This is a genomic window from Collibacillus ludicampi (assembly GCF_023705585.1).
GTDB classification, from domain to species: domain Bacteria; phylum Bacillota; class Bacilli; order Tumebacillales; family BOQE01; genus Collibacillus; species Collibacillus ludicampi.
Map to the genome: position 1 here is coordinate 3,264,455 of NZ_BOQE01000001.1, position 24,126 is coordinate 3,288,580.

Genomic DNA, 24,126 nt, shown 5'->3' on the forward strand with positions numbered 1-24,126 from the left:
TGGATTTCAAAGAAAGGAGGGGAGGCGATTCTTGCCAATGGTGTTGAAGAAGATTCGGAGGACACTCGGTGTATGGGCGCTCATTCTATTTTTATCGGTCCTTCCGGTTTGGGCCTCAACAGGGAGCACCATCTTCCAGGATTCGTTCAATGACGTTTCCCAAGTGGATCTGAACAACACAACGGCCTATGTGAACGTGGGCAGCGGCTGGGTAGAGCTGTGGCATCCGTCCCAAGCGACGGCCATCTCCGTCGATCAAAACGCGAATTCCAACGTCCCGTCTAATATCGTTGTTGCGGATCAAGCGGGAGTCAAGTGGTATTCCTATGACCAATCCACGGGGAAAATGATCAGTAACTCGACGCTCAGTTATAACAATACGAATCCGATCGGGGTATCGTTGGTTCCGCAACAAATGACGTATTACGTGTTCACGAGGTCGGGCAGTTCTTACACCATCGAACAAGCCGTCTTTGACGGCACAAGCATGGTGGATAACCCTCTTTCCACCGTAACCGGCCTATCCGATCTCGTAACCATCAGTGCGGTGGATACGAGTCATGTGGCGGTAGCCAACAAGCAAGGGCAAATTAACGTGTACAGCCAAGGGATATTGGATACCACGCATTCCTTTAACACGGGATTGACCAACATCCAATCGGTCGCTAATATCCCTGGAACATGGAACTTTGTGGTTGTGACCTCGGATTCCGCCTATCAATACGTCTTTGATCAGTCGACCGGAACGTACGTAAAAAATACGGCGTATACGGTGAATTCGGGGAGCCAGACCATAGTTTCCGGCGCTACAACCGATGGCAACCTGGTAGATCTTTTGACGCCCACACAAAACGATGCGTACATCTTTGACCAAGAAACCAATACGATGGCGCAGGCAGGGATCTATACCATCGGCGGGCTGTCAAAAGCGGTGGCTGTCGGTTTGCCTTCCGATCAAGATGTGGTCATAGCTGACCAGGACGGAAACGTACACACCTACCAGCTGAACGGCAGCTCTTTTGCGGAAAATCCGAACCTACTGATTCAGGGGCTGACATTTAGCAAGGATTATCATTCGCCGGGGATTTATCAAAGCAAGATCATTACTCCGTCGAGTCAAAACAACATGTTTCAGATCGTTCCTACGGAACAAAACGATCCTGGAACAAGCATAACTTACAGCCTTTCCATCGATGGAGGAAGTTCGTTTACAACTATTCAACCAAACCAGTGGATTCATCTTCCGGCCGGGACCACGAATCCGCCTTATATGTCCAATGTTCCGCCAGGTCCCTATATTGTGCAGGCAACGTTGACTAGCCCAAGTCCAGATGCAACCCCGCGATTGACGGATATTCAGTTAAACGCGTACTTGGATGTCACGCCGCCGACAGCGCCGGGACAGCCCACAGCAAACCCGAATCCAAGCGGACAGGCCACAACACACATTGACTGGGCATCTTCAGATGATCCGGTATTTGCACCGTCCACAGGAGCGTCCGGAATTGCGACATATCAGATTCGGTTCAGTACGGACGGTGGGACGACGTGGGGGCCGTGGATCGACACGGGTTCCAATCAACCCGGATATGACTTGCAGGTGCCAACGAATACGGCTGTTACTTATGCCATACAGGTGAGAGCCATTGACGTGGCAGGGAACATTGGCCCCGAGAGCCCAATAGGCAACCTGTTCGTTGATACAATCCCCTTGGGGATGACCGGCAATTTGATGGTGACCAACATCGTCTACCCCACTCCCGGACAGACGTTCCCGACGAATATCTTGCCGGTGCATGTGCAGGCGGGCGGGGAAGTGATCTATGAAGTGACTACGACCGGCGGAGCCCAACAGGTACATGTCGAATACTCGGACGGTACAACGCAAGACTTGGTACCCAAGGATTCTACTCTCCAGGATGTGTGCCGGTGGGAAGGATGGTATTATCCGAGCTCCACATCCACCATTCCGCTCGATACGCCGCAAGGAACACATATCTGGATAACGAAGATCACCGTCTCTGGTCTAAACAAACAGCCTTATGAGACGAGTTCAGACTTGCTTGTGATCGACGGGTCGATCTCGCGAGGAATGTTGCCACAGATGGCCCCGAGATTGGTGAAGTAAGAACAAGTTTCTGAACGTCCCTCATGAATATTTCTGGATAAGGAACGGTTAAGTGCTATCCCCCTCTTTTCCCGAAACGTTCTTTTGCTGCTGATCCTCCCGACCTCCTTCTACATGGAAGGGGGTTTTTCTGTTGAAAGAGGCTAATGGAGAAACGAATTCATTGCTGGAAAAAGTGGTGGACATCACTCGAATGCATCTTCTCCCCTTGATTACGTTACGCAAATGGTTTACGAAGACTTGATGTTTCTATGTTTTAACTAATAAAAAACTTCGGTAAAATACAATTATAATGTTAAATGTAAGGGAGAAAAGTATATGAGAGAGAAATATTTTGAAAGTAGTCCCCTGGAACTGAATCATATTGTTTTTCTCGGGAGAACATGGGATGAATATTTGTTGATGTTTAATTTATCAAAAGATGAACTTATTGGTAGACGGATACTTGATTGTCCAGGGGGAGCATGTTCATTTACTGCAACTGCAAACAAATATGGAATTAAAGCCTTCTCTGTTGATTCAGCGTATTATAATACTCCAGAGGAACTTGAGAAAAAAGGCTTGCAGGATATAGAGTATATAATCTCGATGTTAGATAAAATAAAAGAAAAATGTAAGTGGAACTACTTCAAATCTATGGATGAACTTAGACGTGAGAGAATAACGGCTTTAAATCAATGTATTCAGGATATGAAAGAATCGAAAGGATACAGATATTTACCCGCAATTTTACCGGTCTTACCCTGTAAAGATAAGTCTTTTGATATGACTCTTTCCGCCCACTTATTGTTTATGTATGCGGATCAACTCGATTACAATTTTCACCTTCAAACGATTCAAGAAATGATTAGAGTAACCAGAGATGAAATTCGAATTTTTCAGACAACTGATATGAATGGTAATAAATATTTGTATTTGGATGAAATTATCGATTGGCTTCGAACAAAGGGTATGAAAGTAGATGAAGTAAAAGTACCCTATGAATTTCACAGGAATGCTAACACAATGTTGAGAATTATTTGCAGATAACGGAAAAAGAAGGTGAATTTGTGGATGTAATTAACGGGATCAATCAAATATTGCTACAGGTACTTATTATTCTTTTTCCAATTATAATTTTTTACTTTTTTTGGGGAGACAAAGTTTTAATAGAGAATAAAAAAAGTGTTGGATTTGCTTATGGGATAATCGTGGGGACATCACTTATACTTTGTATGATTTGTTCGTTTCCGATTTATCATGGATACTTGCTGGATTTAAGAACAATTCCTTTATTGATAGGAATTCTATATGGGGGATATGGTGCAGGGATTTTTATTACAGTCGTATTTCTAGGTTTTCGATACTATTTGGGTGGTGGAGGAACCCTTGTCCCAGTAATTGTTTGTTCTATTGTGCTTCCCATAACATTTTTGTTGATTCCAAAATATAAGAGTTATAGTTCCAGACATAAAGTAATTATTGCAACTATACTGACACTATTTACAAGTCTTTTGATTGCTAGTGTGACATATTTAAAGCTCATGTGGTCGAACATACCAGTTAATAGAGACTTTTTAATATTTTTTGCGGGTTTTAGTATTATTCAAACAGGTACTATGTTGATAACGGTTTCCCTAATTGAGAGTATGCGGGAAAGATTAATGTTGCATTACCGATTACGACAGGCAGAGAAGTTAAATGTATTGAGTGAAATGGCTGCGTCGATAGCACATGAAATCAGGAATCCAATGACGGTTATTAGAGGCTTTATGCAACTTATGAATAATAATGCACAAATACCTATGGATATTAGACCTTATTTGAAGTTAATAATTGAAGAGTTGGATAGGGCAGAATCAATAATAACTGGATTTCTGTCGTTAGCAAAACCACAACTAGAAAGACTGGAACCAGTATCCGTTTTGGAGCTTATACATAATGTGGTGAATGTAATGTCTCCCTATGCATTATTACATGGTGTACAAATTCAAGTCTTTACTGATTACTCTCCCTGTATCGAAACTAATCCAAGAAAATTAAGTCAAGTGTTAATAAATATAATTAAGAATGGCATTGAGGCTATGACAGACGGAGGTTTATTGAAGATTGAAGTAAAAGAAGAGGAAGATATTGTGTTAATAAAAATAATTGATTCTGGAATAGGAATGACGAAAGAAGAATTAAAACGACTGGGAACACTTTTTTATTCCACAAAAACAAAAGGAACAGGAGTCGGATTGATGATAAGTTATAAAATTATTGAATCAATGAATGGACGAATTGAGGTTAGTAGTGAGAAGGGAACAGGTACACAGTTTACTATTATCATTCCGAAAGCAAGTTGAGTCCGATATCTTAGATTTGATAGGTTATCTCGTATATAAAAGTAAAGAAAGGCAAAGTGCTTCTCAATTATTTTGACAACAGTCGATGAAAATCGGCTGTTTTTATTTGGATTCAGCGAAACCGGATGCGACATTTTGGAGTATATGGTTCAATAGTTGATCCTACGAGGCCCTTTACTATTTTGGCCCAACACTATGAGCGTTTGGAAGATGAAGTGAAAAGTCTTTTGAAGCAGCGACGGCAGATCATGAATTATAAACCACATTGAATCGTCTTTCGGTAACTGGAGCAACAATATCGCGGGAAAAAAATGAGTCCAGTATGTCCGCATTGTGAACGGGGATTTTTCTTTGAAGAGATCAAAGCATGGATCAACTCGGAATTTGAGTAAAAGTTAAGAAGCCGTGAATTTCATAATCCGATAAGCTGAAGACATTCTCACACGCCCCCTTCTGTTGAAGGGGGTTTTTCAATTGGAGAACCTGCATGTTTTAGGACCGGAAACAGCTAAAAGGACATGGAAAGTCATTCTCATTGGAGTAGGAATCTTTTTTTTCATGTTCATGTCCCTGTTTGCCGGGGGAGGGAGTGTGCTGCAGCAGAATCAAGGACTCCAGTGGAACGAGTCTATTGGTGACCCATCGGAGTATGCCAGAAAAATGATTCCCGCCGACTTGCTTCCACTCTACATGCAAGCGGGAGCGAAGTACAACATCCCTTGGCAAGTGCTGGCCGCCATTCACATGACCGAAACGACCTTTTGCAAAAAAGGATGTCCGGTCAGTTCAGCCGGTGCCGAGGGGCCGATGCAATTCATGCCTTCCACTTTTGCCGCCTATGCGGTCGATGGTGACGGGGATGGCAAAGCGGACATTCAGGATGTAGCCGATGCCATATTCACTGCAGCCCACATGTTGGCGGAAGACGGTTTCAACAAGAATCCTCGTCAAGCCATCTATGCATACAACCATTCGGATGCATACGTAAACCATGTGCTGGGTTTGGCCCAACAGTTTTCCAATGGAGATATTGGAGGAGAAGTGGGATCCCCGCTTGGAGAGGCAAAGTATCAGGCACTGATGAGTGAAGCCACCAAATACGAAGGGAGGCCCTATGTGTGGGGAGGTTCCAATCCTTCGACGGGCTTTGATTGTTCAGGACTGACCCAATGGGTGTACGGGTCCATTGGAATTCAACTCCCACGCACGGCCCAGCAACAATATGATGCCGTGCAACACATCTCCCAGGCGGAAGCCAAGCCCGGCGATCTGATCTTTTTTTCAGGCACTTACGATACTACAGATTCTGTCACCCATGTGGGCATTTATGTCGGGAACGGGAAAATGTACGATGCCGATGATTACGGCGTGGGGTATCACGATCTTTCAGGATACTGGATGCAACATCTGTACGGCTTTGGCCGTGTGAAATAAAAAGGAGGGGACACCCATGGATATTTGGAAGGGCTTAACGGCGGGACTGGCAGCGGTTTCTGTTCTTCTGACTGTTGGCTACGTGCAAGAGAAGCAGGCGGTGGATCAGGCGCAGAAGGAAGTCACACAGTTGCAGGCGCAGGTGCAAAAGGGAAATGGTCGGGGAGATTCGTCCCAGGGCCAACCGAACAGCCAAAATCCACTGGACAATCAGGCGGTGCAAGCCGCTGAACAAGAAGCGGTCATAAAAGCGATGTTGAAGGAAACTTTCCAGAATTTATTTACTTATGACAACAAGAATTATGAACACCGGTTTGACTTGCTTCAAAAAAATGCCTTCCAGAACGTGGTTAAGATGTTGAAAGGTTCAGGCGATGGGAGTGACAGCTTACCACCTCTTCCTATGAAAAGTACGGTGCAATCGGTAGAAGTTTATACCACCGTGGATGGCGCGGATACCGGCCACGCTCTGGTCAATGTAAAGAGTATCTTCACGAATGATGAGGTGAGATCGACCAATCTAAACCAGTTATTTGATGTAGATCTGAAAAAGATGGGTGAAAAATGGTGGATTGAGAAAATTGCCATGTTGCAAACAGCCCAGCCTTTCACTCATCCCTGATCGGCCCCAACCGTTCTCTCATCCCCCAGAAAGGGTGAAAGGGGGATTGGAAATGAGAATCATATGGACAAATCATGCAAAAAAAAAGTTAGGGGATCGACATCGAGAGAATGCCTTGGAAAAGGCACGAGAAATTGGTACGGCTTTTGCCGAGGGTGACGTGGAATGGATCGTGCCAGGTGAAGAAGTGTTAGCTGCCGGTGAACGCATGATTGTCCGGCCCGACAGGGAGGGGTGGTACATTGTGACCTACCTGGGCAGTCATCCCTATCCGGAGGGAACCGATTTCGCTGCCGTCCGCAGATGGGAAAGACACCAGAGGCGAAGGGAAATGCACAAGACGCCGCTCAACAGCCGGAGAAGGGTGTCCGGTTAATGGGTGTACGGTCGTTTCACTTCAAGATTAACGACACTGACCAGCTGGATAAGAGGATCATCGACTGGCTATTGCACAATCCCAATCGTTCGGAGAGCATCCGCGAAGCCCTGCGAGTGTATTTCTTTCTGCGGGAGCACGGAATACCGGTGGTTTCTGAGATGCCCTTGGAGCCTAAAAAGGAACGCTCCGCCCAGGGAAGTGGGGAGACTTCTACAGAGCCGGACGATTCAACGGTGAATGAGTTCTTCCAGGCGATGCGGGCTGGACTGGACGACTGGGTTTAAGGGCACGGTTGCTGGACTTTTTGGCTCTTTTACCGGTTTTTCTACATTTTCTACTCTTCAACGGTAGAACATGCGCTTGGTTGCGCGATTCCCAATCAAAATCCCGTGTCTGGAGCGGGTTTCTTTCAAAAATCCGTGTCTTTGCCGGAATTTCGGGAAAGAAACCGGCAAGACAAAGAAGTGTGACGGGTTCGAGGTAGAATTCTCCTCTGTTGCTGGTTTTTTCGGCAAAGACCCGTGTCTCGGGAACTTTTTCTACCGATCAAGAGTCGCAAACGCCATTGTGCTCAGGAATTTGGCAAAAAATACGTCAACGGATAGGAGTGATACACTCATGAATCCTCTTTGGACTTTCTCCACTCTTGGCCTTGGTGCCTTGGTGGCCGGAGGATTGGCGTGGGAACGGCGTCACCCTTTGTCAAGACCCGAGCAGGATTATCGCTATCTGCGCATCCTTCCTCATGCGGATGTGAGGGTGGAGACGGATCGCATCATGCGGCTCGTGGAGCAGTTCGCAGGGTACAATCGTACCAAGCAGGAACGGATCCGCCGGGGCCGGGAATGGTTTCGGTTTCTCATCCATATGTCCGAACGTGGGATCGAGTTTTACACAGGCTATCCACAAGACCGATCCACAGGTGTGAATAAAGCGTTTGAGGCGGCCTACCCCGAGTGCGAACGCCACCCGATCAAGCATGAAGAAATCCCTCTGCCCCATGCCAAAGGCGGGTACGGGGGCTATTTTGTGTTACGCGAGCGGGGAGAACGGGAAGGGTTGCCCCTGCGGCCATTCGATGCCCGACGGGATGAGTGGGGAGATGTGCTTCTGTTCCTAGAGCCGGGAACCTGGATTGACCTCGTGTTCTCCCCGGCCTCGCCAGCGGATTTGAAGCGTTTGGTCAAGCAGGCAAGCCGGGCCATACGTCCGGATCCCCGGAAACCTGCGAGTGGGTGGTCTGCTGTGGCGGAGATTGGAAAGGAGGCCTTGAAGGAGTTTGATCCTCGTAATGAAGGAAGGGGGAGGAAGAGGAAGCAACCTCAGCAACGGCCACCCAGTTTGAGTGATCTCGATCCCGATGAGGCGGCTCGGTATCGTAGTTTGATGAACCGCTTTACCGGGAAGGAGCGGGCCTTTGATGTGATGCTCACTGTCTGGTCCCAACACGAATTTGCCTCCAGCGTGATACAAAGTCTAGCCACCCGGCTGGAGTCAATGATGAGCGATCAAAACGGCATCCGGCTTCATAGGACGAGAAAAAGCCCCATAGCCAAAGTAGCTCCGATGCCCTATCCGCTCCAAACGATGATCTGGACGGCACCGGAGCTCGCGAACATCTTCCATTTGCCGAGTGGTGATCATCGGGTGATGGAACGCATCCCGCATCTGGAACGAGGACAACGAACTTTCGGGAAAGATGAATTCTCCAAAGGGATCAGCATGGGAACCCTGAATCACCCCATTCATGGCGAACGGGAGGCGAGAATTCCCCCAGAAACGTTTTCGAAGCATTTCGTCATCACAGGGGTAACCGGAGGAGGAAAATCTTCGCTCATCGTGACGATCTTTCAGTCCATGATCGACAACTGGCTGGACGACCCCGATTATGCTGCGGGCTTTACATTGTTTGATCCGGCGCAGGAAACAGCCTTGACCGTGCTCAACCGGTTGCTTGAAGCGGAACGACAAGGTCGGCGCGTCCCTTGGGAGCGAGTCCATTATGCGTCACTTAGGGGATCGAAGTATCCGATTGGTTTAAATCTTTTGCATAACAACGACGCCGAGACGGTCCTTCGTCTTCTCCAAAAAGTGGCTCCTGGAGCGAATACACCAAGAATGGATCGCTTGGCTTACAATGCGATTGCCAGTCTAATTGAGGCAGGGGGCCATCATACCTTGTTGGGCGTCCTGCCGATGATCGCGGATGAGGACTTTCGGAACCGGGTGATCCCGAAAATCCGAGACTATTACCTGCGGCAATTCTGGCGCACGGAGTTTGAGAGCTTTGCGGGTGGCCGGGATACTTCAGTCGATGCCCTGATCAACCGATTGAGTCCCTTTCAACGCAACCTGGATCTGCGTCGGATGGTGGGACAGGCCAAGTGGTCGATTCCCATTCAGAAATGGATGGACGAAGGGCACATCTTTCTCATTGACTTTCTGAATGTCGATGATACGGTAAAATCCCTGGCTGGTGCCCATCTGATCAACCAGTATCACTTCGTGGCGAAAAGCCGCCCTCGTGGAAAGCGGCGTCTTCACTTCCTGGTGGCGGACGAGGCCCACCTGGTTCAGGTGCCGATCATGGGCAAGATTTTGGCGGAGGATCGGAAGTTTGGCTTGTGTCTGGGACTTATTACCCAGTACCCGGAACAGTTTGAACCGTGGTTACAAAAGGATCTGGCCAACATCGTGGTCACTATCGCAGCTTGTGTACAGGGGTCCGATTCGTCCGGTACCATGTCCAAACTTCTAAAGGGTTACTTCACTCCCGACCAACTTCAAAAATTGCCCGAGAGAACGGCGGCCATTACTACTCGAAATGAGCGTAACGAAGTGGACTTTTTCACGACCAAGAGTGATCCGCCGTATGTGTACTTGCCTGATGGTCGTATAGCCAGATACCAGAACGCAGAGGATGAGGAGTTGTTTCTTCGGTACACATTGGCCAAGGCGCAGGAACTTCAACGCAGGGACTGGAAGCCGGTGGAGGAAGTGGATCGGGAAATTGAGGAGTATCTTCAAGGTCCAACAGTGCTCGGCAGCCAGAAAAATAACGTCAACGATGAAGAAGAATTCAGTGGCCCATTCGATTACTGATCTGTTAAGCTTATCTTTGGAGGTTGATGACATATTTGAATTTTTTTCCATCCCATCTGTTGATAAGACGGACATAGCAGTTTATCTGGATAAATCAGATCGAAGAGTGCATGTGCTTGATCTCGCCCTTGGTCGAACTAGTCTGACGAACAGTATAGACTTGATTCAAGAGGAGATCCTTCGGAGAATGGGTGTAGCTGACATACGTATCCAAGATTGGGAGTGGTATTTGTACCATCCCGATGGTGTAATAACTCGATATGACCCGTTTGAGGAGGAACACCAGTTTAGGCAAGTTGAACCTAACGATGCTGCGCTGTATCCGCAATTTGTGAAAAAAATATTGTGTAGAATTAATTAAGCTATTGTCAGAAAGGATTTAGTAAGGGGAATTATTTCAAAATAAGCTCTTCTGCTCCCTATGAGGAGTAAGAGGGCTTTTTTTGTTGAAGGGGGGGACATATATGCTTTTACGTTGGCTGAATCATCCTTCATTACGAGGAGATGAGCAGCTGATTGCCATGTTGTACGATCTTGGCATATCCACCAAACAACAGCTCCTGACGATAACAGGTTGGTCTTCACGCACGCTACGATGGCGTCTGCAACAAATTCGCGAACGGGGACAAACCCCAGAAGAACGGGATATGTGGGTGAAAGCTTACCCGGTACCGAGAACTAGGCATGTCATGGCCTATGCTCTTGGAAGACTTGGAATTCAGTACGCACTAGAAATGCGGTTCGAGCAAAGTCGTGGGAAAGAACCTCCGCAGTCTCAGATCGCGCATTACGTTGGAACAAATGAGGTCCTGGTCCGGTTATTGCAAGCCGGTGTTTCTCGGGAGCAGGTGCAGTGGCTGTCTTCTAAAGAGGCGACAGACTATTTGGTGAGTTTGTGGGAATGGGCAGGGAAAGAGTTGAACAGGCGGCGTACCATCCGCCCGGATGCCAGGCTGATTCTCAATGAACAACGATTCTGGATCGAGTATGATAACGATACGGAGAATCCACGGCAACTAGAACGGAAGTTTCATGACTACGTTAACACACTGGTTCCTGTGGGAGAAAATAGCCCGGTACTGTGGATTGCTTCGAATGATCAGCGAAAAAGATACTTGGAAATGAATTGGAAATCGTTTCAAAGGAATTTTTACAAGGAATCCAAAGTACCGAATATGATGTTTTTTACAGAAGGAGAGGAAACCAATTTTCTCCTTTCTGCCACTGGCAAGATAACTGGTAACATCTCAGGTACGTAAAGAGTCTGATTTACTGGTTGTAACGATGGCAATACATGTTAATAATTCCTTATCCTTATTAGGATTTCCCAACCGACTTGGTTGCTCTATAGCAACCCTATCTTTCTCAATGATGCTCCAGTTCAATCAGAACGAATGATGAAATTTGTAATAGATTAACTATGAAGATGAGTTGTATGATCCAAACATGATGATTCTAGGCTGAACTTGACCAAGAGGAAAGGTGATATTTTTAAGCATGATGGAATCAGCCCCCATTTTAACTGTCCGATCCGGTTTTTCCCTTCATGAGCGATCACAGCAGTAATGAGTTGTCCGGGTGCGATATTATACCGCGGTCGATAATCAAAAGGGATTTGTTCCACCTGGAATCTTTGCAGCAACGAATCCATTGGAACGGTGAGCGTGAATCGTCCACACATGATCTTCACTCCCAAAAACGGTCAGTCTCGCCAATGCAGGTCAACGCGGAACTGGCCGACCTCATTTATCGCCTGACAGCACATGGACTGTCGCCGACGACGGCGAAGTCGGTTTCATTCTACATGGTCTTGGTCAACGCCAAAATCGCCTCACTGGCACACGCCTTCCAGGACCTGTTCACCGTGCTGTCAGTGACTGACTTCATCATGTTGCTATCTTCCATCGGGATGACGCTCTCAGGCAAAGACCGTCGCCTCGTTCAGAAAGAAGCGCCTTCAGCCAGTCACATCATCCGGGAACTCCCACACAAGGTATCGTAAGCGACACGTGGCATACCCGTACTGTGGTATGCCACGTTTTTTTTGTCTTTAAGACCCACACATCGAGGCAAAATGTCTCAACACTCGTGGAGTCCTTGCACTGAAATCCGCGGTTGTCCGAGCCCAACAGCGAAAATGGGTATTTGGTGCAAGGTAAAGGCCTTTACGGTGGCTGAACTTGTTTCATAATCCTATAGGGAGTTCGGAAGAGAGGGGGTACGCGTGCGTGGATGATTTTAAGAAGGAACTGAAAAATCTGAATATTGACAAGTTCAAGGCGGGCGAGTTGACACCGTCAGAAGACCGTGGGCCGCATGATACGGTTCTAGCACAGTTCGGTAATTGCTTCCGGTGCAGTCGTTGTTTTCAATGCTTTCGCTGTTTTAACTGTTTCTTCTGCTTTGGGTGTTTTCGTTGTGGCGGCTGCGGTGGTTGCGGTGGTTGCGGTGGTTGCGGTGGTTGCGGCGGCGTCTAAGGAAGGTCTGACGAACTTCGAGGCGGCTTAAGTGACAGAATTCCCTGCGCGAACCATTGTGTCGCGCAGGGGATAAATCTTGGGATACAGTGGACAAGCCTTCCTACATATGATGTGTGTGAGCCGGATGATTCAGGGCGTGATCACGAACCGTGGTATGGGAGGGAAGTCCCAATGACGAGTTTAGACCCATCTATGCGCTTAAAGGTCAAGGGAGACGTGTTTTATGTTCCGGATGCAAACGGCGGAGTATATTTCCGGAACAACGAAGGCTCGTTTCGTATGGAAGGCGGTAGCATTCATCTCTGGATTGAAAAACTGCTGCCTGTGTTCACTGGCGAGCACACACTGGCGGATTTGACAGACGGTCTGCCGGATGCGTACCGCGACAGGGTGTACGAAATCGCAGAAGTGTTGTATCGCAATGGCATGGTTCGGGACGTCGGGAAGGATCTCCCGCACTGCTTGACCGCTCCAATTCTCAAACGATATGAGAGCCAAATTGAATTTATCGATTACTTTGTAGGTTCGGGCGCCTTTCGCTTTCAATCGTATCGTGAGTCAAAGGTGTTAGCTGTCGGTTCGGGATGGTCTGTCGTTTCGTTGGTATCCGCCCTCTTGGAATCGGGACTGCCGAAAATTCACGTCCTTCTCACGGAGGCGAACCCGGTACATCTTCGGCGACTCACAGAGTTGGCGGAATCGGCCCTCCTCGCAGACCCAGATGTGGTACTCGAGGAAATCACGCTGAGGTCGGATGGGGAGGGTGCGTGGCGTGAGGCGCTGCGGCCGTTTGAATGGGTCTTGTATGTGTCAGAGAGCGGCGACATCGAGGAACTGCGGGCTCTCCAAAGCGTATGCAGAGCGGAAAAGAAAGTGTTTCTCCCGGCTGTGTTCGTTCAGAGCGTCGGATTCGTGGGTCCATTGGTACGTCCAGACTCCGACCTGTGTTGGGAATCCGCGTGGCGCCGATTGCACCAAGCCGCCCTGTGTAAAGACCCACAGTGGAATACTTTCTCTGACACAGCAGCAGCCATGCTCTCGAATGTCATGGTTTTTGCTTTGTTCAAATCGGTTACCGGCATCGTCACATCGGAACTCCAGAACCAACTTTTTCTACTCAATCTCGAGACGTTTGAGGGAAGTTGGCACTCGTTCGCACACCACCCCGTGGTGGTCGGTAACGCCTCCGTCACATGGATTGAAGATATTGAACAGACACTTCAACACCGGTTAGGGCAAAGTGGAGAGGATAAGAGTGTGCTGCTTTCATTTTTCGCTCAACTGACATCGCCTGAAACGGGCATTTTCCATCATTGGGACGAAGGGGACTTAAAGCAGCTTCCGCTTTCTTTATGTCGCGTCTCGGTAGCGGATCCCTTGTCGGATGGACCGGCACAGTTGTTACCAGAAATGATTTGTGCGGGACTGACACACGAGAAGGCAAGGCTTGAGGCGGGATTTGCCGGGATAGAAGCGTACGTGTCCAGGTTGCTGAGCTGGAATTATCCGTCGCTGTTCTCGACTCAAGATGAAGCAGGACGGCAAGTGTCAGATGGGGAAGAGGACGACCGTCGCCTTAAACCTGGACAATTCGTAGGTGTTGGCGTAGGGGAAACGTTCGCGGAAGCTGTGTGCCGCGGCCTGCAAAAGTGTCTTGAGAAGGAGTTTTCCAAGCAACACCTCAACCAGCATCCACCGACTGTGGCGCCGGTCCAGGTCAGTGGGGTTCAAGACGAGGATTGCCAGTACTGTGTAAAAGCCCTGACGACACTCAACGGTCCCCCAGAGATTGCTATGGGGGAGGAAATATGCGGTTTTCCCGTGATTTGGGTGCGCTCCAATGGTCACTGGTACGGCAGTGTAGGTTTGAATGTGACCTTGGCGTTGCGCATGGCGCTGCAACACGCCATCCTCGCCTCGCAGATTCAAGCGGGTGACTTGGCGACACGGGTGGTTGAGGCTCCGTTCGCACTTGTTCAAGGCGACGTGCGTCAGTGCCTCGTCGTACAGGAATGCCCGCGGGAAGCACAGGCTCAGGTCTTACACTCTGCGTTACAGGTGCTGAAACGGAACCGTAAACGGATGTCGGTCATGCAACTGCATATGGACGAAGCATTGTCGAGCGAAGAACTCGCCGGGGTGTTCGGCGTTGTGTTGCGAGAGGAGGAACTCTCGTGAACGGTTGTGTGCTTGTGGTTGGAAACGGGCTGATGGCGGAGTTTGTCATGGGTGAACTCGCGAAGACGTGTCAGGTCGTCCGTCATATGGACTTGTCAGCAGAGGTTCCCAACGGGGTGGACTTGGCGCTCGTCCTGCACGATGCCTGGCAGCCCGCAATGTATCAACAGGCAGAAGCGGTGTTCCAGCCACTCGGAGTGAAGTGGCTGCGCGGTTTCGTGTCGTTCGGTGACGGCGTCATCGGACCACTCGTGAGCCCTGGAACACCGGGATGCTCCCAGTGTGCAGACCTGCGGCGTCTGATGGCAAGTTCTGACCGTCAGGACATGTATGAAATTGAACGAGGATTGGCCGTGCACGGGGGAAACTCGCGTGACGCATGGGTATCGAGACTGGGCCTCATGCAGATGGCAGAACTCATCGTAGCAGAGGTGCAGCGTGTGTTACACGGCAGCCGCGCGCAAACAGAAGAACATGTTTACTTCGTCAACCTCAAGACGCTGAAGACGACTCGACACCACATCCTACCGAACCCGCTTTGTTCTGTCTGTGGTCAAGTGCCAGATGACACGCCTGACGCGGCCAAAATCTCACTTGAGTCGAACCCGAAGGTAAGCCGCAACAGCTACCGCTCGCGCAAGGTGGACGACCTGAAGGCCGTTCTGGTCCGGGACTATTTGGATTACCGGACCGGGCTCTTGAACGGGAGGCTTGATGACCTGGCGTCGCCGTTTGCGGCGGTAACCGTCAATCTGCCGTTAATGAGGGCTGACGAAGGGACCGCGGGGCGAACGCTTTCGTATGAAGAGAGTGAGCTAACCGCCATCTTGGAAGGGCTGGAGCGCTACTGCGGCTTGTCACCCCGTTCCAAGCGGACCGTTGTTAATGACAGTTTCCGAAACCTCGGCCATCAAGCACTCAATCCGCTCTCGGTCGGGGTGCACGCACCAGAGCATTACGCCCTGCCAGATTTTCCGTTTCAATCGTTCGATCCCGAACGACCCATGCACTGGGTATGGGGGTATTCGTTTTTGCATCAACGCCCCATCCTCGTCCCAGAGTTGCTCGCCTATTACAGTTTAGGCTGCGGGGATGGATTCGTCTACGAGACTTCGAACGGCTGCGCATTAGGCGGTAGTTTGGTCGAAGCCATTTTCCACGGAATCTTAGAAGTTGTCGAGCGAGACGCATTCCTTATGACGTGGTACGCACAATTGCCGCTCCCGCGCCTGAATCTTCATTCAGCGGACGATCCCGAACTACATCTGATGGTCGACCGGTTGCGTGCTCTGAAGGGATACGAGATCCTCGCGTTTGACGCCACGATGGAGCACGGAATCCCTAGCGTTTGGGTGCTGGCGAAAAACACAAGGCGAAAAGGCGCCAACCTCGCCTGTGCCGCGGGAGCCCATGTGGACCCGGTACGGGCGGTCAAGAGCGCGATTCACGAGATTTCCGGCACGCTGCTCATGCTCGAAGCGCGATATGAGGAGAACCGCGAGGCATGTCTGCGGATGTATCGCGATCCGTACGAGGTGCGGCACATGGAAGACCATTCTATGCTGTACAGTCTGCCGCAAGCAGAAGAGCGCCTGCGATTTTTACTCGACCACAACCGCAAAGAAACAACGTTTGACGAGGCATTCAAGCCACGCGCAGCGCACACGGATTTGACGGATGACCTGAAAGACCTGCTGCATGTGTTCCATCGCTTACAGCTTGATGTGATTGTCATCGACCAGACGGCGCCGGAGCTGAAACGAAACGGACTGTATTGCGTGAAGGTGCTGATACCAGGGATGTTGCCGATGACATTCGGATATCACCTGACGCGGTTGGAAGGATTGGAGCGCGTACTTACAGTCCCCGTTCACCTCGGTTACGCGACACAACCGCTGACGATGAGCGACATCAATCCCCATCCCCATCCGTTTCCATGAGCTTTGACTGTGACGGGGAAGCTGGGCGTGCGCACGCTGAACGAACTTACCATCGCTTGCCATGATGATTCCCATCTTATTCGCACCTCGAATCCCTGACCAGGAGGGAGAAGCATGACGTTGGAGGAATTCCTGCACGACCTGCATTATGACATTGACAAGGTCCGCCCTCCGGACGTGGAGCCGGACTGGGATGATGCACCGCTGGCCTACAAGTTGTACCGTGGCCAGCCTTCATTCCCGTTGTCGTTAGACGTGCCGCTGTCTCTTGAAGGCGAGAGGCCGCCTGCAGAGCCCAAGCTTCGCGAATTCGGCCATTTTCTCTGGTACGTGTACGGGATCACGCAAGTGTCCCAGTCTCTCGTGTCCCTAGGGGAGGTGGCACGATACGCGCACTGGATGCATACGTATCGGAGGTTTGTCCCTTCCGGCGGGGGATTGTATCCAAGCGAGCTGTACGTGTACCTCAAACTTGAGGATCTGCCAAACGGCGTCTACCACTATGACGTCATTCATCATCGCTTGGTGTTGCTGCGTGAAGGCAATTACGATGCCTATCTAGGCCGCGCCCTGGGAAACCGCTGTGACGTGTCATCGTGTTTTGCGACTGTCTTCGTGTCGACGATGTTTTGGAAGAACTTTTTCAAGTACGACAACTTTTCGTATCGTTTGCAAGGGCTGGATGCTGGCGCGCTCATTGGGCAACTGTTGGAGGTCGGAAAGCGATTTGGGTACACATCCGGGGTGTATTTTCAATTTCTCGACAGAGCGGTCAACCATCTGTTGGGGCTTGTGGCACAGGAGGAAAGCGTGTACGCGGTTATTCCATTGTCTACAGAACCCACTTCTCGTTGGTTTGGGATGGACAACGAATCCAGTCCTGTCACCGCATCCAAACTCTGTTTGGAGTTGCCAGATATTCATCCCGAGCACTACGTGCGATCCCGCAGGATACGCAACTATCCGGCGATCATTCGCGTGAACGAATCTGCGTTCATGGAATCTACAGAGTCATTTCGAACCATGGAGGAGACGGTCGAGGAGGGCGCCCCGTGTATTGGTCAGGTGGTAGCAATTCCGCCCGTGAATCGATTGTCGTTTGGTTTGGCATCCGCCTGTCGGACACGGTATTCGCCGGGGATGGACTTTCAATTGAAGAAGGTCAGCGACATGCAACTGGCTTCCCTCCTCTCTGAAGCGATAGCATCATTCCAGTATCACAACGATTTGGACAAAGGAAAGAGCGTTCAGCCTCGCGTCTCACTTTACGGCTGTTTCGTTGGTGTGGAAGGGATTCCGGACGGGGCTTACCACTACGAAAGCGACGCGCATGCGCTCCGACTCTTACGCGCTGGAGACCACCGGGGCCGACTGCAACAAGGGATGACCATGCACAACGTCAACCTCCACCAGGTGCCACTCTGCTTGCATGTGGCCGGTCATCGGCATCACCTCATCCATACGCTTGGTTCCAGAGGGTACCGGATACAACAGATGGAGGTTGGGATGCTCGTACAGCGTCTTCTGCTCACGGCGTCCGCGCTGGGAATGGGTGGGCATCCCCTCCTTGGGTACGAAACCGACATTTGCGATGAGCTATATCAATTCGCATCAAATGGACTGACCTGCTTGATACAAATTCCGGTTGGTCCGTACCGAACGGGATCGCGTTTGGAAGGCCGTTTGCACAGCTAGGCCAGTTCGCGTGATTCCGCCGCTTGTCACAAAGGCATGGAAGTTGACGCCGTCATTGTATACGATGAAGCTAGAAACATCTGTCCAGTCTATGTTGGAGGTCAGTGGCGGACGAACATGCCAATAGTTACACATTCGAGCACCCATTCAAATCTGCTTTGATTTGGCACGCAGTGAAAATGCAAATCAAAGCTTTTGGGCGCGGTGGTAGGAACGCGTTCAAAACAAAAAGTGAACGCAGGTTGAGTTAGCTATCGCTCAATAATGCTTGATTTAGACAGTCGGATGCAGGCGGCGTTACAGCCGATCGCCGCAGGGGACGGTTGATAAATACCAAGGGTCTTCGTTTGAAGGCGATACCGCGAGGGTAGGAGTTTATAGGCAAAAAAAGAAACGTGTGTTTGCCAAACACGTGGGAAAGAGTATTGCAATCAAAAGGGAGTTGTGTGTCCTTTTGTTCGGTGAAAATCGCACGGTGGAAGGCCGATGGGCACTTCGATTGAGAAGTACGTATGGTTCTTCCTAGGGGAACAATTCCACCAACGTCGCTGTAAGTAAAGTAAAATATGCGATTTCGGATGCTACCTCCACCCCTAAAATGCGAACAGACCACACAAATAAACCGACAGGGACATATGGATCCCCATCGTGACACTGGTATGAAGTAAACTTCCCGAAGCAATCGGTTGGAGGAAGTGAATGGGAAATGTTATGTAAGCCAATAATCACATTGACCGTCTGGAAACAGGCGGTCTTAACTTTTTGCTCAGGTTGTTAGCCGTTTCACGAATTCACACCCCTCGATAACATATAACATCCTTATTTTGAGGGGTGAAGATAATGTTTGGAGCTTTTACTCGTTGGGCGATTGTGTTTCTTATCATCTTCGTCTTGTTCTTCTTGCTTGTTCCTGGTTATGACGGTGCAGGCTATGGAGCAGGAGCTGGCGCAGGTGCTTACGGTTACTAAGGATCAATTTTCTCCAAGTGACAAATGACCGTCTGATTACCAGGCGGTCTTTTAATCTACTTTCCACGTAATTCATATAGATCACTTCAGACCTCCCCCAGGTGTGAGCGAACCTAGGCATACCTGTATCAGGGGCAAATGGTACAGGTGGCTCTCCTGCCTTTCGCCCGTGATCCCGGCTGGTAAGGTCTGGATCGGGATGGTGTAGCCTCTACCGCAGTAAGTGAGGCTCTTGGCGTTGAAACTCTGCACGTCTGACATCCGAAAGAGAGGCCTAGATGGGCATCTCGACGGTCAGCTTAGCCACGTGCGGAGTTTGAACGCTGAGATGAACGAAAGGATGATGCGAGGTGAAAGAGCAACCGTTACGATGCAGAGGTTGCCGGTTTTAACAGATTATCCAATGGTGGAAGCAAGGGTGTTCACTGTTGTTCCCAAACAAATCACTTTGATGGAGTTTCACATTTAATGGATTTCAGCAAGCATGCCAGCTTAATAATTATTCTGGTTTTACAATAAGCGGCCGCATCATTTCGTTATCTTCATGCTCTAAAATATGACAGTGCCAAACATAATTTCCCGTATACGGACCAAACCTTGTTGTGATAATGCGCGTTACTTTACCAGATTCGACTCTTACGGTATCCTTCCCGCCACGTTCGTAAGGAGCAGGCGGAACAGGCGGCCCGGTAAAGCGAATTTTGCCTGAACGCTTAAAGTGTTGCACATCGAAAGGCTGACGGTTTAGGATGAAGAAATCAATTAAATGGATATGGATCGGATGGGTATCGTTGGTCAAATTAATAAGATTCCATAATTCGATATTTCCCAAGCGCGGCGTTTCCGTGGCGGGAGCATCCCATCGTTTGTTATTGAGCAACAATAACTGTCGACCATATCGGTCTTTCTTTTGGTCCAAAGTAAGATGGCGGATTTTTTGCACCTGGTTCAAGGGTAAACGATGGATGGTTTTCAAACGAGAGGGGATCGTACTTTCATCTTTTCCGCTTAAAGGAAGAGAGACCCGAAATTGCATTACCAATCCCGTTGTTTTCGGATTCGCATTTGCCCCGGTATTTCTTAAAATTATCTGTTGCCCTTTATGTGCGGAGAAATCGATGATCACATCGACACGCTCTGCCGGAAAAAGAGTGATTTGTTTTACTAGAATGGGTGCCTGAAGGAATCCTCCGTCCGTTCCAATTTGAAAAAAGGGCTGCCCGCTGCTCAAAGAGAAGATGTAAGATCTCGTGTTAGACGCGTTTAGCAGACGAAACCGGTATTTTCGGGGTTCCACTTTTAAAAAAGGCCAAATCTTCCCATTTACCAAAATAAAATCACCTAAAAACTCAGGAACGATGGATGGGGTAGGAAGTTTTGGGGAAGCGCGCTGCGGTTTGCTCGGATAATACAGGGAACCATCTTCATGAAAAGAGCGATCCTGGATAATGAGGGGGATTTCATATTTCCCTTTTGGGAGGGAAAGAGATCGTTCATGTCGGTCTCTGACAAGATAAAACCCCGCCAATCCCGCGTAGATGTTTAAACGGGTAATTCCCAATGCATGATCATGATACCAAAGGGTGGTTGCATCTTGATGATTGGGGTAGTGGTACATTTTTCGCTTGAATTGGGGGCCTGTTTGTTTAAACCCTCGTGTAAACCAAGCGTCGGGATGTCCATCGCTGCTAGGAGGAGTGGTGCCCCCATGAACATGGACAACCGTTCTTACTTCGGGAGCGCCTTTGTTGGCACCATGAATAGTTTTGTCCACCGGAAGGAAATGTCGTTCGGGCAGATGGTTGGCCCAAAGGACATTCACTTTTTCATTCTTTTCCACGATCGTGGGTCCGGGATATTGTCCTTCATATCCCCATAATCGTGTAGCGGGAAGGTCACGATGGAGTTTCTGATAAAATTCTTTCATTCTCACTATATAAAACGTGGAATCCTTATCCTTTTTGATTGGCTTGAGTGTTTTCAATATAGGCAATTGATCGACAAAAGGTTGGAGACGCCTTTTTAACATCAAAATGTTCTCCTTTCATAAGAATTAAAATCATGTTATTTAATGCGGAGAAAAATTTAATTTCTTGGATTCACACCCTTTATTTTAAAAATAGTGTCTTATCCCGTATTTAAGGGGTCACTGTACCATTTCGGGTAAACTGTACGTTTAGACACAAAATCACCTACCTGTACGGTAAGGAGCAGTTTGCTTTTCAAGGGTCTTCTCGTCTGAAATCGCTGTTGCGTAATGCTCACTTTCGTAAGAATACTTACCCGTTCTCGGAGGATACCCCCTAGGCTGTGGTATTCCATCCTGCTAAGATTATATGAATTTACAATCGGTCAAGCTCTCCGCTAGAATTGATTTTTCTATGAGTCTATTAAAATTAGACAAATTACTACTCTACTTTCACTGATTTTTTAATGAGTCTATGAAAATAGACAAATTGCTAATGCATTATTCTCCCCTCCTGAATTAACTGTAATAGATAAAACAGGAAGGGGGGGGGCTATAGTAGTTGGACCTTTCACCCGATGGGCGATTGTATTTCTTATCATCTTCGTCTTGTTCTTCTTGCTTGTTCCTGGTTATGGCGGTGCAGGCTATGGAGCAGGAGCTGGTGCAGGTGCATACGTATACTAAGGATCAATTTCTCCAAGTGACAAATGACCCTGATTACCAAGCGGTCTTTTAATCTACTTCCCACGTAACTCAGATTGATTACTCTGGACCTCCCCCGGAATTGAGCAACGTACAACCTTGTAGTGGGGTAACGTTACAAAGGGCTCATTCCTCCCTTTCGTCCTGACCGCAGGGATTAAGGTCTGGATCGCGGCGGTAAAGCCTCCACCGAAGAAAGTGGGGCTTCTTGCGTTTTCATGAAAAAAAGAGCCACCTAATTGGTGGCTCGTAAAATGGAGGGGCTAAGTGCATGGCATTATAAGTATCGCCTTTTCGAGGAAGAATATTCCTGACTGAGAAATTATGTTCATCTTGGCGCCGGGAGTGCAAGATATCAGACACTCTTCTCACGGATCGTAGAGGAGTGGCATGCCGGATTCGGAGATGATTGCAACCTGGGCGGCGTGATGAACGAGAAAGGATGATGCAAGCTGAAAGAGCAACCGTTACGGTGCAAAGGTTGATTATGGGGCCGGTGGGACGGGTTGAAGCAATTCTGCAGTAGTATCCCGTGTGTGATTGAGCAAGAGTTACATTTATTGGGTAGATGGCGGCAAAATCGATGCTCGCTACCTCCACCCCTAAAAAACCGACTTCCACCCTTAGCGTGGTTGAAAATCGGGTTTTTTACTTCTCTGAGTTCTTAGCGTGGTAAATCCGCGTTTTTCTGTCGGGACCCCTATTTTTTCGTGCATAAAAAATAATCCTTTGGGACAATCTACCATTTGCCTACAAACAAATGGAGAGCAGACCATCTCTTTGATCATTTGAGTGGGGATAATAAATTTTATGTAGAAGGATTCGTTCCTGTTCTGATACAAGTGACAATTGGTGTGTCTGTATTTGACGAAAAGTATTTGTAGGAAATTATATCCTCTTGCCGAATTTTGAAGGTGGGAGGGATTCTGATGAGTGATTATAAGGTTGAAACATTGAAACGTGGTGTTTTTAATGGTGTAGAGTACGTTGGGATTGGTCAAGCCCCCAATTTGTAGACAGCAAGAAAAAACCCTAGCTAAGCTGCGAGCTGACGCCTGTATTCAACAGGTGTCAGCTTGTTTTTGTTCAACTGGATTCGCTCTTCATTGTAGAAGCGAATATACTCATCAATTCTCCTTTGTGCTTCCTTCTTGTCTGGTATATCATAGAGGTAGAGTTCTTCTGTCTTCAGATGAGAGAAGAAACTCTCAATACAGGCGTTGTCAAAGCAATTGCCTTTGCGTGACATGCTGATTCGGGCGCCAACCTTCTGCAGCATGTCATGGTATTCGTGGGACGTGTACTGGAATCCTCTGTCACTGTGCAAAATGACTCCCGTAGCGTCCTTTCTCTTTTCAAAGGCTCGTTTGACTGTGTTTACTACCAATAGATTGTCATTACGATCACTGATGCAGTAGCTAATGATCTCATAGTTGAACAAATCCATGATGGAGGAAAGATATAACCATCCCTCTGTGGTTCGGATATATGTCACATCCGTTACCCACTTTTGATTGGGTGCCTCTGCATGGAAATCACGGTTTAATAGGTTCTCGGCAATGCGGGATCCTAGGTTAGCTACCTGCTTACTATGAACGTGTCGTTTTCTACGAATCTTAGCTTTTAAGCCCATATTCTGCATCATTCTTAAGACTTTCTTGTGGTTTACCTTCAGATGAAACTGACGTTCCAATTCAGCTTGAATACGGCGATATCCGTATCTTCCTTTTCGTTGTTCATAAACAGCGCGAATTTTCTCCTTAAGCTCTTCGTCTTTATGGGGTTGTTGTTGGCGCTTTACATATTTGTAGTACCCACTACGAGAGATCTGTAGAAACTTACATAACTCATCAATGGAATATTTACCATGAAGGGCTTTCACAATCTGATGTTTTACCGATACACCTCCCGTTTCAAGATCTCTAACCACTTTTTTAAGACATCATTCTCCATTTCCAAACGACGTACATACCGCTCCTGATCTACATATTCCTTCCGTCTCCCCCTATGTTCCAGAAGACCGTATTCTCCTTCTTCCCGATACTTCTTCATCCATACCTTTAAACGACCAACATCCTCAATTCCTAATAACTCCGCCACTTGTTTCTTGGTCTTACCTTGTAATCTCATCTCCACCGCTTGCTTTTTTAACTCAAAACTATATGTCTTAAATTTCTGTCCCTTTTTTGCCATAACAAAGA

At 48.4% G+C, this 24,126-nt stretch carries 19 protein-coding genes; 15 read left to right on the top strand and 4 right to left on the bottom strand.

The genetic code is table 11. The features are described 5' to 3' along the window. Positions 1-31 precede the first annotated feature (31 nt). The 9 genes from DNHGIG_RS16605 to DNHGIG_RS16645 all read left to right on the top strand — a co-directional run bounded on the left by DNHGIG_RS16605 (position 32) and on the right by DNHGIG_RS16645 (position 11,251). The gene (locus DNHGIG_RS16605) at positions 32-2,128 is read left to right on the top strand and encodes a fibronectin type III domain-containing protein (RefSeq protein ID WP_282200639.1); all 2,097 of its coding nucleotides are present in this window, start codon (positions 32-34) and stop codon (positions 2,126-2,128) included. A gap of 318 nt (positions 2,129-2,446) precedes the next feature. Further along, a complete protein-coding gene (locus tag DNHGIG_RS16610; protein WP_282200640.1) occupies positions 2,447-3,157 on the top strand; it encodes an SAM-dependent methyltransferase in 711 nt (236 codons plus the stop codon). 20 nt (positions 3,158-3,177) lie between these two features. Next, positions 3,178-4,455: an ATP-binding protein gene (locus tag DNHGIG_RS16615; RefSeq protein ID WP_282200641.1), complete on the top strand. Its 1,278-nt coding sequence runs from the start codon at positions 3,178-3,180 to the stop codon at positions 4,453-4,455. A 474-nt stretch (positions 4,456-4,929) separates the two neighbouring features. Then, positions 4,930-5,889 carry a C40 family peptidase gene (locus tag DNHGIG_RS16620; RefSeq protein ID WP_282200642.1) on the top strand — a complete coding sequence of 320 codons (960 nt, stop codon included), beginning with the start codon at positions 4,930-4,932 and terminating at the stop codon, positions 5,887-5,889. 16 nt (positions 5,890-5,905) lie between these two features. Then, positions 5,906-6,511 (top strand): hypothetical protein, encoded by a 606-nt coding sequence (locus DNHGIG_RS16625; protein WP_282200643.1) that lies wholly within the window; start codon positions 5,906-5,908, stop codon positions 6,509-6,511. Between the two features lie 52 nt (positions 6,512-6,563). Further along, a complete protein-coding gene (locus DNHGIG_RS16630) occupies positions 6,564-6,887 on the top strand; it encodes a hypothetical protein (protein WP_282200644.1) in 324 nt (107 codons plus the stop codon). After that, positions 6,887-7,174, top strand: a complete 288-nt coding sequence (locus DNHGIG_RS16635; RefSeq protein WP_282200645.1) for a hypothetical protein — start codon at positions 6,887-6,889, stop codon at positions 7,172-7,174. The genes DNHGIG_RS16630 and DNHGIG_RS16635 overlap by 1 nt, the downstream gene beginning before the upstream one ends. Before the next feature lie 334 nt (positions 7,175-7,508). After that, entirely contained in the window at positions 7,509-9,992 is a 2,484-nt protein-coding gene (locus DNHGIG_RS16640; RefSeq protein WP_282200646.1) for a helicase HerA domain-containing protein, read from the top strand. A 464-nt stretch (positions 9,993-10,456) separates the two neighbouring features. Next, entirely contained in the window at positions 10,457-11,251 is a 795-nt protein-coding gene (locus tag DNHGIG_RS16645) for a replication-relaxation family protein (RefSeq protein WP_282200647.1), read from the top strand. A gap of 155 nt (positions 11,252-11,406) precedes the next feature. Here the strand turns inward: DNHGIG_RS16645 and DNHGIG_RS16650 are convergent, their stop codons facing one another. Then, positions 11,407-11,673 carry an SOS response-associated peptidase family protein gene (locus DNHGIG_RS16650; protein ID WP_282200648.1) on the bottom strand — a complete coding sequence of 89 codons (267 nt, stop codon included), beginning with the start codon at positions 11,671-11,673 and terminating at the stop codon, positions 11,407-11,409. A gap of 33 nt (positions 11,674-11,706) precedes the next feature. Between DNHGIG_RS16650 and DNHGIG_RS16655 the strand changes: the two genes are divergently transcribed. The 6 genes from DNHGIG_RS16655 (at position 11,707) to DNHGIG_RS16675 (ending at position 19,254) form a co-directional block, all read left to right on the top strand. Continuing rightward, positions 11,707-11,994: a hypothetical protein gene (locus DNHGIG_RS16655; protein WP_282200649.1), complete on the top strand. Its 288-nt coding sequence runs from the start codon at positions 11,707-11,709 to the stop codon at positions 11,992-11,994. Between the two features lie 226 nt (positions 11,995-12,220). Continuing rightward, a complete protein-coding gene (locus DNHGIG_RS21090; RefSeq protein WP_369414725.1) occupies positions 12,221-12,469 on the top strand; it encodes a heterocycloanthracin/sonorensin family bacteriocin in 249 nt (82 codons plus the stop codon). A 174-nt stretch (positions 12,470-12,643) separates the two neighbouring features. Continuing rightward, complete coding sequence (locus DNHGIG_RS16660; protein WP_282200650.1) at positions 12,644-14,650, top strand: putative thiazole-containing bacteriocin maturation protein; 2,007 nt, start codon at positions 12,644-12,646, stop codon at positions 14,648-14,650. After that, positions 14,647-16,590, top strand: coding sequence for a TOMM precursor leader peptide-binding protein (locus DNHGIG_RS16665; protein ID WP_282200651.1), 1,944 nt, complete (start codon positions 14,647-14,649; stop codon positions 16,588-16,590). The genes DNHGIG_RS16660 and DNHGIG_RS16665 overlap by 4 nt, the downstream gene beginning before the upstream one ends. Positions 16,591-16,704: 114 nt before the next feature. Beyond that, on the top strand, positions 16,705-18,285 hold the full coding sequence (locus DNHGIG_RS16670; RefSeq protein ID WP_282200652.1) for a SagB family peptide dehydrogenase: 1,581 nt from the start codon (positions 16,705-16,707) through the stop codon (positions 18,283-18,285). Positions 18,286-19,125: 840 nt separating this feature from the next. Beyond that, the gene (locus DNHGIG_RS16675) at positions 19,126-19,254 is read left to right on the top strand and encodes a hypothetical protein (RefSeq protein ID WP_282200653.1); all 129 of its coding nucleotides are present in this window, start codon (positions 19,126-19,128) and stop codon (positions 19,252-19,254) included. A gap of 499 nt (positions 19,255-19,753) precedes the next feature. Here the strand turns inward: DNHGIG_RS16675 and DNHGIG_RS16680 are convergent, their stop codons facing one another. The 3 genes from DNHGIG_RS16680 to DNHGIG_RS16690 all read right to left on the bottom strand — a co-directional run bounded on the left by DNHGIG_RS16680 (position 19,754) and on the right by DNHGIG_RS16690 (position 24,118). Further along, positions 19,754-21,283: a multicopper oxidase family protein gene (locus tag DNHGIG_RS16680; RefSeq protein ID WP_282200654.1), complete on the bottom strand. Its 1,530-nt coding sequence runs from the start codon at positions 21,281-21,283 to the stop codon at positions 19,754-19,756. Between the two features lie 1,678 nt (positions 21,284-22,961). Further along, the gene (locus DNHGIG_RS16685; RefSeq protein ID WP_282200655.1) at positions 22,962-23,855 is read right to left on the bottom strand and encodes an IS3 family transposase; all 894 of its coding nucleotides are present in this window, start codon (positions 23,853-23,855) and stop codon (positions 22,962-22,964) included. Then, positions 23,819-24,118, bottom strand: coding sequence for a helix-turn-helix domain-containing protein (locus tag DNHGIG_RS16690; protein ID WP_282200656.1), 300 nt, complete (start codon positions 24,116-24,118; stop codon positions 23,819-23,821). The genes DNHGIG_RS16685 and DNHGIG_RS16690 overlap by 37 nt, the downstream gene beginning before the upstream one ends. Positions 24,119-24,126: the final 8 nt, after the last annotated feature.

Excerpts from the sequence above, each read along its gene's own strand:
- DNHGIG_RS16650 (WP_282200648.1), bottom strand. The coding sequence starts at position 11,673 with ATGTGTGGACGATTCACGCTCACCGTTCCAATGGATTCGTTGCTGCAA.
- DNHGIG_RS16630 (WP_282200644.1), top strand. The coding sequence starts at position 6,564 with ATGAGAATCATATGGACAAATCATGCAAAAAAAAAGTTAGGGGATCGA.
- DNHGIG_RS16610 (WP_282200640.1), top strand. The coding sequence starts at position 2,447 with ATGAGAGAGAAATATTTTGAAAGTAGTCCCCTGGAACTGAATCATATT.
- DNHGIG_RS16690 (WP_282200656.1), bottom strand. The coding sequence starts at position 24,118 with ATGGCAAAAAAGGGACAGAAATTTAAGACATATAGTTTTGAGTTAAAA.
- DNHGIG_RS16655 (WP_282200649.1), top strand. The coding sequence starts at position 11,707 with ATGCAGGTCAACGCGGAACTGGCCGACCTCATTTATCGCCTGACAGCA.
- DNHGIG_RS16645 (WP_282200647.1), top strand. The coding sequence starts at position 10,457 with ATGCTTTTACGTTGGCTGAATCATCCTTCATTACGAGGAGATGAGCAG.
- DNHGIG_RS16635 (WP_282200645.1), top strand. The coding sequence starts at position 6,887 with ATGGGTGTACGGTCGTTTCACTTCAAGATTAACGACACTGACCAGCTG.
- DNHGIG_RS16670 (WP_282200652.1), top strand. The coding sequence starts at position 16,705 with ATGACGTTGGAGGAATTCCTGCACGACCTGCATTATGACATTGACAAG.
- DNHGIG_RS16660 (WP_282200650.1), top strand. The coding sequence starts at position 12,644 with ATGACGAGTTTAGACCCATCTATGCGCTTAAAGGTCAAGGGAGACGTG.
- DNHGIG_RS16675 (WP_282200653.1), top strand. The coding sequence starts at position 19,126 with ATGTTTGGAGCTTTTACTCGTTGGGCGATTGTGTTTCTTATCATCTTC.
- DNHGIG_RS16640 (WP_282200646.1), top strand. The coding sequence starts at position 7,509 with ATGAATCCTCTTTGGACTTTCTCCACTCTTGGCCTTGGTGCCTTGGTG.
- DNHGIG_RS16625 (WP_282200643.1), top strand. The coding sequence starts at position 5,906 with ATGGATATTTGGAAGGGCTTAACGGCGGGACTGGCAGCGGTTTCTGTT.
- DNHGIG_RS16680 (WP_282200654.1), bottom strand. The coding sequence starts at position 21,283 with ATGTTAAAAAGGCGTCTCCAACCTTTTGTCGATCAATTGCCTATATTG.